General features: G+C 75.2%; 15 protein-coding genes. 8 read left to right on the forward strand and 7 right to left on the reverse strand.

Features of this window, described 5'->3' with window-relative positions; genetic code table 11:
- Window positions 1-9: 9 nt before the first annotated feature.
- On the reverse strand, window positions 10-1,815 hold the full coding sequence (locus GNZ18_RS27220) for a hypothetical protein (RefSeq protein WP_156219383.1): 1,806 nt from the start codon (window positions 1,813-1,815) through the stop codon (window positions 10-12).
- 101 nt (window positions 1,816-1,916) lie between these two features.
- Between GNZ18_RS27220 and GNZ18_RS27225 the strand changes: the two genes are divergently transcribed.
- From GNZ18_RS27225 to GNZ18_RS27235, 3 genes are read left to right on the forward strand one after another with little or no spacing between them, the layout of a single operon-like run.
- Window positions 1,917-2,609 carry a winged helix-turn-helix domain-containing protein gene (locus GNZ18_RS27225; protein WP_156219384.1) on the forward strand — a complete coding sequence of 231 codons (693 nt, stop codon included), beginning with the start codon at window positions 1,917-1,919 and terminating at the stop codon, window positions 2,607-2,609.
- The gene (locus tag GNZ18_RS27230; RefSeq protein WP_156219385.1) at window positions 2,606-4,141 is read left to right on the forward strand and encodes an ATP-binding protein; all 1,536 of its coding nucleotides are present in this window, start codon (window positions 2,606-2,608) and stop codon (window positions 4,139-4,141) included. Before GNZ18_RS27225 ends, GNZ18_RS27230 begins: the two co-directional genes overlap by 4 nt.
- Window positions 4,138-4,659 (forward strand): hypothetical protein, encoded by a 522-nt coding sequence (locus GNZ18_RS27235; protein WP_156219386.1) that lies wholly within the window; start codon window positions 4,138-4,140, stop codon window positions 4,657-4,659. The genes GNZ18_RS27230 and GNZ18_RS27235 overlap by 4 nt, the downstream gene beginning before the upstream one ends.
- 27 nt (window positions 4,660-4,686) lie before the next feature.
- Here GNZ18_RS27235 and GNZ18_RS27240 read toward each other — a convergent pair whose 3' ends face one another.
- Both GNZ18_RS27240 and GNZ18_RS27245 read right to left on the reverse strand, forming a co-directional pair.
- Entirely contained in the window at window positions 4,687-5,403 is a 717-nt protein-coding gene (locus GNZ18_RS27240; RefSeq protein WP_173390894.1) for a metal-dependent hydrolase, read from the reverse strand.
- Between the two features lie 178 nt (window positions 5,404-5,581).
- Window positions 5,582-5,983, reverse strand: coding sequence for a winged helix-turn-helix transcriptional regulator (locus tag GNZ18_RS27245; protein WP_156219387.1), 402 nt, complete (start codon window positions 5,981-5,983; stop codon window positions 5,582-5,584).
- Between the two features lie 106 nt (window positions 5,984-6,089).
- Here GNZ18_RS27245 and GNZ18_RS27250 point away from each other — a divergent pair, with 106 nt between their 5' ends.
- Window positions 6,090-6,713, forward strand: coding sequence for an NAD(P)-dependent oxidoreductase (locus tag GNZ18_RS27250; RefSeq protein ID WP_156219388.1), 624 nt, complete (start codon window positions 6,090-6,092; stop codon window positions 6,711-6,713).
- A 17-nt stretch (window positions 6,714-6,730) separates the two neighbouring features.
- Here the strand turns inward: GNZ18_RS27250 and GNZ18_RS27255 are convergent, their stop codons facing one another.
- Genes GNZ18_RS27255 through map form a run of 3 tightly spaced genes read right to left on the reverse strand, consistent with a single transcriptional unit; the run spans window position 6,731 to window position 9,400 of the window.
- Complete coding sequence (locus GNZ18_RS27255) at window positions 6,731-7,768, reverse strand: DNA polymerase ligase N-terminal domain-containing protein (RefSeq protein ID WP_312874768.1); 1,038 nt, start codon at window positions 7,766-7,768, stop codon at window positions 6,731-6,733.
- Window positions 7,769-7,801: 33 nt separating this feature from the next.
- The gene (locus GNZ18_RS27260; protein ID WP_156219389.1) at window positions 7,802-8,491 is read right to left on the reverse strand and encodes a ComEA family DNA-binding protein; all 690 of its coding nucleotides are present in this window, start codon (window positions 8,489-8,491) and stop codon (window positions 7,802-7,804) included.
- A 57-nt stretch (window positions 8,492-8,548) separates the two neighbouring features.
- On the reverse strand, window positions 8,549-9,400 hold the full coding sequence (map, locus tag GNZ18_RS27265; RefSeq protein ID WP_156219390.1) for a type I methionyl aminopeptidase: 852 nt from the start codon (window positions 9,398-9,400) through the stop codon (window positions 8,549-8,551).
- Window positions 9,401-9,469: 69 nt separating this feature from the next.
- Between map and GNZ18_RS40910 the strand changes: the two genes are divergently transcribed.
- Window positions 9,470-9,646: a hypothetical protein gene (locus GNZ18_RS40910; RefSeq protein ID WP_173390895.1), complete on the forward strand. Its 177-nt coding sequence runs from the start codon at window positions 9,470-9,472 to the stop codon at window positions 9,644-9,646.
- Between the two features lie 9 nt (window positions 9,647-9,655).
- On the opposite strand, the gene GNZ18_RS27270 is transcribed toward GNZ18_RS40910, so the two are convergent.
- Window positions 9,656-10,261, reverse strand: a complete 606-nt coding sequence (locus GNZ18_RS27270; RefSeq protein WP_214617691.1) for a hypothetical protein — start codon at window positions 10,259-10,261, stop codon at window positions 9,656-9,658.
- Window positions 10,262-10,384: 123 nt separating this feature from the next.
- Here GNZ18_RS27270 and npdG point away from each other — a divergent pair, with 123 nt between their 5' ends.
- From npdG to GNZ18_RS27285, 3 genes are all read left to right on the forward strand, one after another.
- Complete coding sequence (npdG, locus tag GNZ18_RS27275; RefSeq protein WP_156219391.1) at window positions 10,385-11,077, forward strand: NADPH-dependent F420 reductase; 693 nt, start codon at window positions 10,385-10,387, stop codon at window positions 11,075-11,077.
- A 217-nt stretch (window positions 11,078-11,294) separates the two neighbouring features.
- On the forward strand, window positions 11,295-11,651 hold the full coding sequence (locus GNZ18_RS27280; RefSeq protein ID WP_156219392.1) for a hypothetical protein: 357 nt from the start codon (window positions 11,295-11,297) through the stop codon (window positions 11,649-11,651).
- A 65-nt stretch (window positions 11,652-11,716) separates the two neighbouring features.
- On the forward strand, window positions 11,717-12,451 hold the full coding sequence (locus GNZ18_RS27285) for a hypothetical protein (protein ID WP_246250467.1): 735 nt from the start codon (window positions 11,717-11,719) through the stop codon (window positions 12,449-12,451).
- The last annotated feature ends 51 nt before the right edge of the window (window positions 12,452-12,502 follow it).

Raw genomic sequence — 12,502 nt, forward strand, 5'->3', positions numbered from 1 at the left:
GCCGGAGCGTCACCGGCGGGCGGCCGGGCACGCCGGATCCCACCAGGTCACCCATCCGGTGGAGTAGGCGCGCCCCGCGCGGAACCGCCAGGCGGGCGGGTGCGCGGGCCAGGACGCCTCGGGGGCCGTGCCGTTCGGCAGCGGCAGCACGACGGTGCACACGCCGGGCGCGGGCGGCCGGTTCCGCTGGCCGTAGGGGCGCTCGACGCGCGTCCAGTCCACCGGGTACTGGAACTTGACCCTGAGGACCCAGTAGACCGACTGGTCCACGACGACGCCGCCCGCCTGCGGCCCGGCCAGCGGCGAGGCGGGGCGGACGCGGTCCTGCTTCGGGCCCATCGCGAACGTCATCGCGGCGAGGTTGATCCCGACCAGGCCGCCCGCCAGCAGCAGGGCCGCGACCCGGGGGACGCGCGCCCGCGTCAGCAGCAGCGCGCAGCACAGCAGCCCCGCGCCCGCGAGCGTGACCTCCGGCATGTGCAGCGCGGTGCGGTCCCCGGTCAGGAACATGGGCTCGGGGAAGTCGAACGCGATGAAGCCGAAGGTCTCCAGCCTGTCGCCCGCGTAGGCGGTGACCCACGCGGCCGATCCGGAGAGCAGGAGCGCCCCCGCCGCCGTGAGCTGGGCGGCGCGCCGCGTCCTCGACCGCAGCAGCGCCACCGCTCCGACCAGCGCGTACACCAGCACGATGCACGACAGGTAGCGCCCGTAGGCGTAGTTGCCGATGCGGTGCTCGTCGGGCAGCGCGGCGGAGGAGGAGTAGGCGACGCCGGCGGTGGCGACCAGCAGCACGGCGGCCATCACGCGGTCCGCGGCCGGGGCCCGGCGGCGCAGCGGCGTCGCGAGGACGGCGGCGAGCCCGATCCCGGCCAGCCCCCAGGTCGCGACGATCATGTACCAGACCTGCCCGGCCGAGCCCGACAGCGCCCACTCCTGCCCGGACACCGACGTGAGCCGGGACGTCATGATGCCCAGGTGGTCCTTGGCGCCGTCCGGGTACATCTCCGCCTTGACGCGCGCGTTCAGCGCCGCCCCCGCCGCGTACCCGGCGGCGGCGACGGCGAGCCCGGCGGCCGTGCCGCGCGCCCGGCGGGTGATCGCCGCCGTGCGGTCGGCTCCGACGGCGGCCGCCACGCGCCGCCACCGCACGAGGACCACCGCGAGGAGGAGCAGGCCCAGGACCGCGCCGTGGACGGCCAGCAGCATCGTCCCGCGCATGTGGACCGACGCCAGGTAGGACGCGGCGGCGCTCGCGAGGACGGCCGAGCCGGTCCGCCCGTCCCGCACGAAGCGGTCCAGCGCCAGCAGCCACGCGAGGACCAGCGTCGGCAGCACCGCGTCGGTCAGCGTGAACGCGCCGAAGAACGTGGTCTCCGGGAGCAGCGCCGCCGCCCACGCCAGCGGCAGCGCCGGGCGCCGCGCGAGCCCGAGCCGGCGCAGCGCCAGGTACCCGAGCGGGAACAGCGCCGCGCCGATCAGCGCGTTGGTCGCCATGGCGAGCGTGTAGACCGTCATCAGGTCGTCGCTCAGCCAGTTCGCCGGGACGAGCAGCAGCGGGTACCCGCCCTGGTAGAAGGTGTGGCCCGAGTAGTCGGCCCCGTGCCCGCCGGCCAGCCACCGGGCCACGAGCAGGTAGCCCGTCTCGTCGGGGTCGGCGACCGGGCCCGTCCGGGCGCGGGCGAACCAGAGCCGGACGCACACCTGGGCGACGACCCCCGCGACCAGCAGCCACGGTAGGGCAGCCAGCCTGCGCGGCGCCGGCCGCGGGGGCGATGGTGGGACGACCCGCCGCGGCGGGACCTTGGCGAGCGTCATGGACACCACGGTCCCCGCCGGCTGTCATGATCTTGTCCGGGAATTGTCTGGATCTTGTGACATGGCCGGAGGTGGTGGCGCCGATGTCCAATAATGTCCGGATGGCCAGCATTCTCTTCGTCGAGGACGATCCCTCCGCCCGGGTCGCGCTGGAGCTGGCGCTCTCCCGGCTCGGGCACAGCGTGACGTCCCGGGCGACCGGCGAGGACGGGCTGGAGGCGCTGCGCGCCCGTCCGCCCGAGATCGCGATCCTGGACGTGATGCTGCCCGGCATCGACGGGATCGAGGTCTGCCGCCGCATCCGCCGCGACGACCTCGGCGGCGGTGGCGGGGGGCTCCCGGTCATCCTGCTGACCGCGCGCGGCGACGACCTGGACGTGGTGCTCGGGCTGGAGGCGGGCGCCGACGACTACGTGGTCAAGCCCGTCGAGCCGCGCGTCCTGGACGCCCGCATCCGCGCCGTCCTGCGCCGGGCGGACCAGACCTCGCTCGACCGCTCCAGCCACGGCGACCTCGTCATCGACCGGGCCTCGCTGAAGGTGACCAAGGCGGGCGCCGACATCAGGCTCACCCCGACCGAGCTGCGGCTGCTGCTGGAGCTGTCCCGGCGGCCGGGCCAGGCGCTGACCCGCCAGCACCTGCTGTCGGCGGTGTGGGAGCACGAGTACCCCGGCGACTCGCGGCTGGTCGACGCCTGCGTGCAGCGCGTCCGCGCCAAGATCGAGGACGAGCCGGCCGAGCCCCGGCTGATCGAGACCGTCCGGGGGTTCGGCTACCGGTTCGCGGCCACATGATCGCCGGGCTGCGGCGCCGGGCGCGGCGGCGCGGTGAGCGGGTCCGCACCCGCTGGTTCACCGGGCTGCGGGTGCGGCTCGCGGCGGCCTTCACCGCGGTCGCGCTGCTGGCCTCGATGTTCGCCTCCGGCGTCGCCTACGTGCTGCTGCGCCGCGCGACGCTCCAGCGCGCCCAGGACGCGGTGCTCACCGACGTCCGGCAGACGCTGACCCGGCAGGTGCCGCCTGAGCTGCCGCCCGACGTCAGCGGGTTCCTCGGCGCCCAGCTCGTGGACGCCCTCTCCGCGCCTCCCGGGCGCAAGGCGGTGGCCGTGCCGACCCGCAACGAGGGCGACCTGGCCATCCCCGCCTCCGGCCTGCTGGACGTGCCGGTCAGCGCGGAGTTCGCGCGGCGGGCCCAGCAGCAGCTGGCATTTCAGCGCGTCGTGCGGAACGGCACCCCCTACCTGCTGGTCGGCACGCACGTCACCGGCTTCCGCAGGGGCGAGGGGGGAGGCGAGCGGACGACGCCGCCGACCGTCTACGTCACCGCCAGCCTGCGCCAGGAGGTGCGGGACCTCGCGTCGCTGACCCGCGTCCTGATGATCGAGAACGCGCTGGCGCTGGTGCTCGCGCTCGCGCTCGCGGTGCTGGCCACCCGCGGCGTGCTGCAACCGGTGCGGCGGCTCGGCGCGGCGGCCCGCGCGCTCGGCGAGGGCGAGCTGGAGACGCGGGTGGCGGTGCGGGGCCGCGACGAGCTGGCCGATCTCGCCCGCACCTTCAACCGCACCGCCGAGGCGCTGGAGCGGACGGTGACCGAGCTGCGCGCGATGGAGCGGGCGTCCCGCCGGTTCGTCGCCGACGTCTCCCACGAGCTGCGCACCCCGCTGACCTCGATGGTCGCGGCGACCGACGTGCTCGCCGCCGACGCCGGCGGCGAGGGCGAGGACAGCGCGGCCGGGCTCGTCGCCCGCGAGACCCGCCGCCTCGGCACGCTCGTCGAGCACCTGATCGAGATCAGCAGGTTCGACGCGGGGGCCGCCGCGCTCGTCCTGGACGAGGTGAACGTGGCCGACGCCGTCGCGGCGACCCTGCACGCGCGCGGCTGGACCGGCGAGCTGACGGTGACCGGCCCCGCCGACCTGGTCGCCCGCCTCGACCCCCGCCGGTTCGACGTCATCGTCGCCAACCTCGTCGGCAACGCGCTCCGGCACGGCCGCCCGCCGGTGACGCTGCGCTTCGGCCGCGCCGGGCGGGCGGGCGTCCGCGGGCTCTCGCTGGTCGTCGAGGACCACGGCCCCGGCCTGCCCGGCGACCTCGTCGCCGTGGTCTTCGACCGCTTCGTCAAGGCCGAGGCCGCCCGGACGCGCAGCGAGGGCAGCGGCCTCGGCCTGTCGATCGCGAAGGAGAACGCCATGCTGCACGGGGGCGTGCTGGAGGCCGCGAACAAGGGGGCTCCGGCGGGCGCGGGAGACGGTGCCCCCGAAGAGGACCGGCCTGTCGCGGAGGGGGCGGTGTTCACGCTGTGGATCCCGGACCGGGAGGACGGATGAGGCGCCACGGTGCCGCCGTGCTCGCGGCCGCGCTCGCCGCCGTGCTGCTCGGCGGCGTCCTCGCGTCGGGGTGCGGGGTGCGGCCGACCGGCGTCCTCAGCGCGGGCGACCGCCCGGTCGCGGCCGGCAGCCAGGCCGCCGCGATCACCGTCTACCTGGTGCGCGGCGACCGGCTGGTGCCGGTCGTCCGCCCGGGGCTGCCGGGGCAGCCCTACCTGTCCATCGGCCAGCTGTCGGTGCCGCCCACCGCCTCGGACCTCGCCCTCGGGCTGCACACCGAGGTCGCCCACACCCTCGTGGCCCGGGTGGTGGGCGACCCCTCGGTGCTGATCGTCGACCAGGTGCCCACGGACGAGCGCCGCCGCTGGCGCTGGTCCCGCCTGGCGCTCGCCCAGATCGCCTGCACCGCCCAGGCCATCAGCGGCGTCGAGCGCGTCCAGCTCTGGAACGGGCCCGCACCCGACCAGCACGGATGGGGGAGGATCAGCTGCGCGCAGTTCCAGGACCTGCTGGACTGAGCGCCTCCGGCACCGGCCCGCGCCGGGTCAGCCCTTGGTCAGCCACTCGGTGGTCACGTCGCCGAGCACCGACCGCACCGCGAGGATCGCGATGCCGAGCGTGAGCGCGGGCGCGACCACGAAGCGCTCCACCTTGCCGTCCGTGCGCGGGACGATCGGGATGTCGATCCGCCATCGCAGCGGCCAGAACACCGGGCAGCCGCGCGGGGTCAGGCAGTCCCCGGCGACGTGCGCGAGGCAGCCCAGCGTGACCGCGAAGCCGACGAAGCTCATGTCGAGGTCGTGCATGAGCCAGACGGCGAACGCGGCGAGCGCGCAGTCGGCCAGCGCGGACTGCGGCTCCTTGCCCTCGAAGTCGAACCCGACGCCCCGCAGCCCCAGTCCGACGATCATGAACAGGCAGGCCCACCACGCGTAGACGTAGTGGGTGGCGAGCGCGTCCATCGCCCAGCCGACGCCGACCGCGAACAGGATCGAGTGGGTGGCCTGCCGGTGCCCGCCGGAGATCTTCCCGATCCCCTTGCACATCCCGTGGGTGATGGGGCCGAACGTGTTGGCGATGCGCCCGTTGTGGTGGTCGATGTCGGGCAGGATCGCCGCGCCCGCGCACACCACCGCGCCCGCCGCGACCTGCTCGGCCGTCAGGGCGACGGCGTGGTCGCCGATCAGCCGCTCCTGCGCGATCAGGGGCACGGCCGCCAGCCACGCGAGCGCGCCGCTCAGCGCGTGCGTCTTCCCCATCATGCCCGGATCCCCCGCCTTCCCACCGGTCCCACCCGTCCGGGGGGTCGGGGTCGCCCCCGCGAGAAACCCGCCCGCACGGCCGGACTCTAGCCCGCTATTGATCGTTTTCGGTGGCGACGCGCCGGAACCGGCCACCACGTCCGTTTGATGCCGGGCGGCGGCCGGGGGTTCCGTGCCGTCAGCGGGCGGCGGGGTGGGCGGGCGCGTGCCGCGCGTCCGCCGGGGCCTCGCCTAGGAGGGCCCGTTCGCGGGCGGCGATGACGGCCCCGACGTTCTCCTGCGCCCACTCGGCGACCGCCTCGATCGGGCGCCGCAGCGAGTGGCCGAGCGGGGTGAGGGCGTACTCCACGCGCGGCGGGACCTCGGCGAAGACCTGCCGGGTGAGCAGGCCGTCGCGCTCCATCGCGCGCAGCGTCTGGGTGAGCACCTTGGGGGTGACGCCGCCGATCGTGTCGCGCAGCCGGGAGAAGCGGCGCGGGCCGTCCGACAGGGTCAGGACGACGAGCACCGACCATTTGTCGCCGATGCGGTCGAGGATCAGCCGGGTGGGGCAGTTCGGGTCAAAAGGGTCGCCTCTCATGGTTTCCAAAGGGTACCAACGGAACCCCGGGGTAAGCGCGGAACTTTGAAGTAAGCGGTATCCGATGGATACCTTCGGCCGGGTAAGGCTGTCGAGGGAGGTCTCAATGAGGATTCTGCTGATCGGCGCGACCGGGATGGTCGGCTCGCGGGTGGCCGCGGAAGCGCGCGGCCGGGGCCACGAGGTCACCGGCGTGACCCGGAGCGGGGCGGAGGGCACCGCGAAGGCCGAGGCGGGCGACGCCGCCGCCGTGGCCGCGCTCGCAAAGGGCCACGACGCCGTCGTGCTCGCGATCGCGCCGCCCCGCGACGGCTCGGAGGCGGAGGGGCCGCTGCTCGCGGCCGGGCGCGGCGTCCTCGCCGGGCTGCGCGCCGCCGGCGTGCGCCGCCTGGTCGTCGTGGGCGGCGCGGGCAGCCTGGAGGCGGCGCCGGGCGTCCGGCTCGTGGACACCCCCGGGTTCCCCGACGCCTACAAGGCCGAGGCGCTCGCGCACGGCGCGCTGCTCGACGTGATCAGGGCCGAGGCCGGCGACCTCGACTGGACCTACATCTCGCCCGCCGCGCTGATCGAGCCCGGCGAGCGCACCGGCACGTTCCGCCTGGGCGGCGACCAACTGCTCTCCGACGCCGACGGCAACAGCGCCATCAGCGCCGAGGACTACGCGATCGCCCTGGTGGACGAGCTGGAGAAGAGCGAGGCCGTGGGCCGCCGCATCACCGTGGCGTACTGAGCCACCGGGGCCGCCGGTTACCGGGAGCCGACCGGGATGAGGCGCCAGGCGTCCGACTCCTCGCCCGGCCGGTAGGGGGAGTCCAGGCGCTTGGCGACCACCCCCGGCAGGTCCTGCGCGCGGGCGGCCTCCCGCACGGGGTCGCCGTCGCCCGGATACCAGGGAGCGGTCCGCCACAGCGGACCCGACAGCTCCAGCCCGTCGAGCGTCTCCCGGCGCTCCCCGTAGGGGACGTCCAGCAGCGGGCGGCCGTCCAGGTGCGGCACGTCGAAGACCATGTAGGTCTCGCGGCCCTCCAGGACGGCCAGCTCCCCGTCCAGCAGCGCGGGACGGGCGCCGAGCGCGGCGCCGAGCCGGGAGCCGAGGCGGCCGGGGCCGTCCACCGCGCGGCCCCGGCCGTCGGTGAACCGCGTCCGGCCGCCCTCGACGTAGGCCAGCAGCCGCCGGCCGCCGAAGGCGAACTCGAACCCCCACGCCTCCCGGTCGCGGGGGAGCCGGGCCCGCCGCACCGGACGCATCGGGCGCAGCCGCTCGGGCAGCGGCTCGGCCCCGGGGTCGGCGGGCGGGTCCATGCGGTGGATCATCCAGTTCTTCCCCCGCGTCCGGAACAGCACGTACCGGCCGGACACGCGCGAGCCGTGGATGACCACCTTCACCTCGCGCTCGGACCACTTCTCCGTCTCGTAGGTCCCGCGGTCCCAGATGACGACCTCGCCGCCGCCGTACTCGCCGCGCGGGATGTCGCCCTCGAACGTCGCGTACTCCAGCGGATGGTCCTCGGTGTGGACGGCGAGGTGGTTGGTCTCGGGCGACCACGGCAGGCCCTTGGGGACGGCCCACGACACCAGCACCCCGTCGCGCTCGAACCGCAGGTCCCAGTGCAGGCTGCGGGCGTGGTGCTCCTGCACGACGAACGTGTCGTCGTCGCCGTGCGGCAGCGCCTTCTCGTCCGGGACGGGCTCGGGCGTTCGCGAGGCGTCGCGTTTGCCCCGGTACTCGGCGAGCCGGTCGCCCTTCCTCTTCGCCGGCGTCCTCTTCGGCTTCTTCGGGGTCACACCCGGCTACGTACCCACCCCTTCGGCGGGGAGTCAGCGGATGAAGACGGCGTAGTCGGCGAGGTCGGCGGTCAGGTCCGGCGGCAGGCCCGCCACCGCCGACAGCTCCTCCGCGGACACGAACCCGCCCGTCTCGGTGCGCACCCGCTCGATCCGCTCCGCCAGCTCCGTGGTGACGCCGGGCAGCAGCGTCAGCGCCCGCACGGGCGCGTGGTTGACGTCGACGAGCCCGCCGTCCTGGAACTGGTGCGGCAGGTCGGGGCGGCCGATGCGCAGCTCCTTGGCGAGGCCGGGGTCGGAGGCGGCCAGCGCGCGGGCCTTCTCGCGCAGCAGCCGCTGCCGCCGCACGCGCTCCACGACCGCGTCGTTGCCCATGCCCGCCAGCCCGTCCGGGTCGAACACGCGGCGGCGGATCAGGAACGCGTGCCCGCACCCCACGACCGCGAGCAGGAACAGCAGCACCCCGACCGCGCGCTGCGTGCCGTCCTCGCCGCCCATCTGCGGCGCCAGGAACAGCATCAGCGCGAACAGGGAGATGTAGACGGCGGAGGCGACCACCAGGTGCGTGGTCCGCCGCCACAGGGCCGCCGCCGCGAACGTGAACGCCGTCGCGTAGCCGAGCGTCAGGAACGGCAGCGCCGCCCACGTCACGCTCAGCGCGGCGCGGCCGGGCGGCATGTCGTCGGTCGGGACCCTCGGCTCGTAGGGCGCTGGCGCGTTCATCTGGCGGTGCCTCCCGGACCGGAGGTGGCGTGGTTCGGACTCTAGATCATCGGACCGTCACGGCAGGGTGAGGATCTCGTGCCCGTCCTCGGTCACCAGGATCGTGTGCTCGAACTGCGCGGTGCGCCTGCGGTCCTTGGTGACGACGGTCCAGCCGTCGGCCCAGATGTCGTAGTCGTAGGTGCCGAGCGTCAGCATCGGCTCGATCGTGAACGTCATGCCCGGCTCGATGATCGTCGTGGCGCCCGGGTCGTCGTAGTGCGGGACGGCGAGCCCGGAGTGGAACGTCGTGCCGATCCCGTGCCCGGTGAAGTCGCGGACGACCCCGTACCCGAACCGCTTGGCGTAGGACTCGATGACCCGCCCGATCACGTTCAGCGCCCGCCCCGGGCGGACCGCGCGGATGCCCCGCATGGTCGCCTCGCGGGTGCGCTCCACCAGCAGCCTCGACTCCTCGTCGACCTCGCCGCACAGGAACGTCGCGTCGGTGTCGCCGTGCACGCCGTCCACGAACGCGGTGATGTCGATGTTGATGATGTCGCCGTCGCGCAGGACGGTGTCGTCGGGGATGCCGTGGCAGATCACCTCGTTCAGCGAGGTGCACAGCGACTTGGGGAAGCCCCGGTAGCCGAGCGTGGAGGGGTAGGCGCCGTGGTCCAGCATGAACTCGTGCCCGATGACGTCCAGCTCGTCGGTGGTGATCCCGGGCCGGACGTGCTTGCCGACCTCGTCGAGGGCCTGCGCGGCGACCTTGCCCGCCACCCGCATCCGCTCGATGATCTCCGGTGTCTTCACGTCCGGCTCGCCGGTCTTCGGCTTCTTCTTGCCGACGTACTCCGGGCGCGGGATGTGCGCGGGGACCTTCCGCATCGGCGAGACGGTGCCGGGCCGGAGCAGTTGGGTCGTCATAGTCATGGAGTGTAGTCAGCGCGTCCGGGGCACGAATCACGTGCCGACGCCAGATCGAAGGGAGTGCCGATGGCCGGTGACGAGGGTGACTGGTGGTTCTGCCTGAAGCACATGAAGGCCGAGCACGGGCCGGGCTGCCCGGACAAGGACCGGATGGGCCCCTACGCCTCGCAGGACGCGGCGTCGCACGCCATGGAGCGGGCCCGCGAGCGCAACGAGCAGTGGCGCGAGCGGAACGAGGACTGACCCCGCGGGTCAGTCGACGACGGGGCCGCTGACGGCGTCGAGGAGCCGGGCGAGGCGTCCGCGCAGGCCGCGCGGGTCGGGGGCGCCGCGCCGGGCGCGGCCGGGGTCCTCGCCCGCGGCGCTGCTGACCAGGTGCTGCGCGCCGTCGAAGGACAGCAGCGCCTCCGCCGGCGGGACGGTCAGCGCCTCGTGCGCGAGGCCGCGCAGCTCGCGGTCGCCGCCCTCCAGCGCGAGGACCCGCGCGCCGGTGCGGCGGGCGTCGTCGACCCGCTCCAGCAGCGGGACGGGGGCGCCCTCCTCGGCGACGACGAGCAGCGTCTCGCCGCGCTCGGCCGCCTCCAGCCGCTCCATCCCGATCCGCAGGTGCGCGGGCGCGTCCCGCGGCGGCGACCAGCGCACCAGCGTGGGGGCGAGGCCGGGCGCGTCGCCGAAGCGGCTCTCGTCGTCCAGGTGCGCCGCCATGTGCCAGGGGTCCTCGCCGGGGGTGCCGACCAGCAGCAGCCCGCCCGGGGTCCGGGAGGTGACCCGCAGAGCGCGCCCGAACTCCCGCGTCCGCTCCAGCCAGCCCGTGCTCGACAGCACCTCGCGCAACATCGTGACCTGCTCGGCGTCCACGGGACCATGGTGCCGCACCGGACGCCCGCCCACAGGCCGTTTCCGGAAGGCGTCCGCCGCCGCCGGACCCCTGCGCCCGGGTCCGCGCTCCCCGCCCGAAGGCCGCCTGGCAGACTCGGCGGCATGACTGAGCAGCAGAGCACCCCCCACGACCTTCCGGACGCCAGCGGCCTCACGATCGGCATCCTCGGCGGCACCGGCGACCAGGGCAAGGGGCTCGCGCGCCGGTTCGCGCTCGCCGGGCACCGGGTGGTCATCGGGTCGCGCAGGGCCGAGCGCGCCCGCGAGGCCGCCGCCGACCTCGGCGCCGACCTGCCGGTCTCGGGCGCGGAGAACCCCGCCGCCGCGGGCGGGGCCGACGTGGTGATCGTCGCGGTGCCCTGGGACGGCCACCGCGCGACGCTGGAGTCGCTGCGCGCCGAGCTGGCCGGGAAGATCGTCGTGGACTGTGTGAACCCGCTCGGCTTCGAGAAGGGCAAGGGCGCGTTCGCGCTGCCGGTCGAGGAGGGCAGCGCGGCGCAGCAGGCCGCGTCCGTCCTGCCCGACAGCCGCGTCGTCGCCGCGTTCCACCACGTCTCGGCCAAGCTGCTGCTCGACCCCGAGGTGGAGGAGATGGCGCTGGACGTCCTCGTGCTCGGCGACGACCGGGAGGCGACCGACCTCGTCCAGGCGCTCGCGGGCCGCATCCCCGGCATGCGCGGCGTCTACGGCGGACGGCTGCACAACGCCCACCAGGTCGAGGCGTTCACCGCGAACCTCATCTCCATCAACCGCCGCTACAAGGCGCACGCGGGGCTCCGCGTCACCGACGTGTGACCCGCGTGCGACCGTGCGGGGACCGGTCAGGGCACCGTGACCCCGGGCCACGTGGCGAAGCCCACAGCAGAAGGGAAGACTGGCGGGAGCGGTAGCCGCCGGACGCGCGTCCAAGATGCTGGTGCCGGAGCCGGCACCGGAGCGCGGACGACCCCGGCGACGCCGCCGCGGCGGCCCCCGCGCCGTCTATGATCGGTGTTCGACAGGGCAGGTGGAGATGAGGCAGAACCGGTCGGCCGACCCGTGGAGCGCCTTCCTCGCCCCTCCGGGGCGGGCGGCGGGGGTGGCGCCGCCCGGCGCGGCGCCCGCCGGGGAGCGCAGGCCGCCGGGGGAGCCCGGCCCCGCGCACGGCCCCGCCGCCGAGCCCGCCGCCGAGCCCGGCCAGGAGGACGCGTGCCGCCGCGTGCTGGGCCAGCTCCGGGCGGCGAGCGCGCCGCTGTCGCTGGAGCAGATCCACCACGCCACGCGGCTCGGCCTGCTGGAGGTCGCGGACGCCGTCGACACGCTGCGCGAGCGCGGCCTCGTCGCGGTCGACCGCGAGATCGACGAGGTCGTCAGGCTGACCGAGTCGTGAGGCCGGCCGAGCGATGAGCGAGGGATGAGCGCGGGCGCGCGGCGCCCGGAGACGAGCGGGGCACGATGATCGGGTACGTCGTCGCGGTGTCGCTGAGCTGCCTGGTCGGCGTCGCCGAGCTGGTCAGCCGGTACCGCGACCGCCCCACCACGCTCGTCCGGGTGCCGAGCACCTGGGCGTACGTGCTGATCAACGGGGGAGCGGGGGCCGGGTCCCTGCTCCTCCTGCACACCTTCGACTGGAGGTTCGGCGTCCAGTCCCCGCACGTGGTCGCCGCGACGCAGGTGCTGGTCGCCAGCCTCGGCTCGATGATGGTGTTCCGCAGCGCGGTGTTCACCGTCCGGGTCGGCGACGAGGACGTCGCGGTCGGCCCGAGCACGCTGCTGACCTCGCTGCTGGCCGCCGCCGACCGGGGGGTCGACCGGATGCAGGCCAAGACCCGCGCGCAGGAGGCGGGCGAGATCATGCGGGGGGTGTCGTTCCGCAAGTCGAAGCTCGCGCTCCCGACCTACTGCCTCGGCCTCCTGCAGAACGTCTCCGCCGAGGACCAGGCCGACCTGCGCACCGCCGTGGACGCCCTCGCGGGCAGCGAGATGACCGACGGGCAGATGGCCCTCAACCTCGGGCTGCTGCTGATGAACGTGGCGGGCCCCGACGTCCTGCGCGCGGCGGTCGACACGCTGCGCGCCGAGATCACGGCCGACGAGGGCGAGGCGGGCCGCGTCCCGCCGCCGCGCGACGGCGGGACCCACGAGGGCGGGCGGCCCCTGGAACCGGCGCGGGCCAACCCCGACCGCTGACCGCCCCGGGCGGGAGGCGGGGCCTCGGCCCGGGCGGGTCCGCCCGGGCCG

This window comes from Actinomadura litoris (genome assembly GCF_009733595.1).
Lineage (GTDB): Bacteria > Actinomycetota > Actinomycetes > Streptosporangiales > Streptosporangiaceae > Spirillospora > Spirillospora litoris.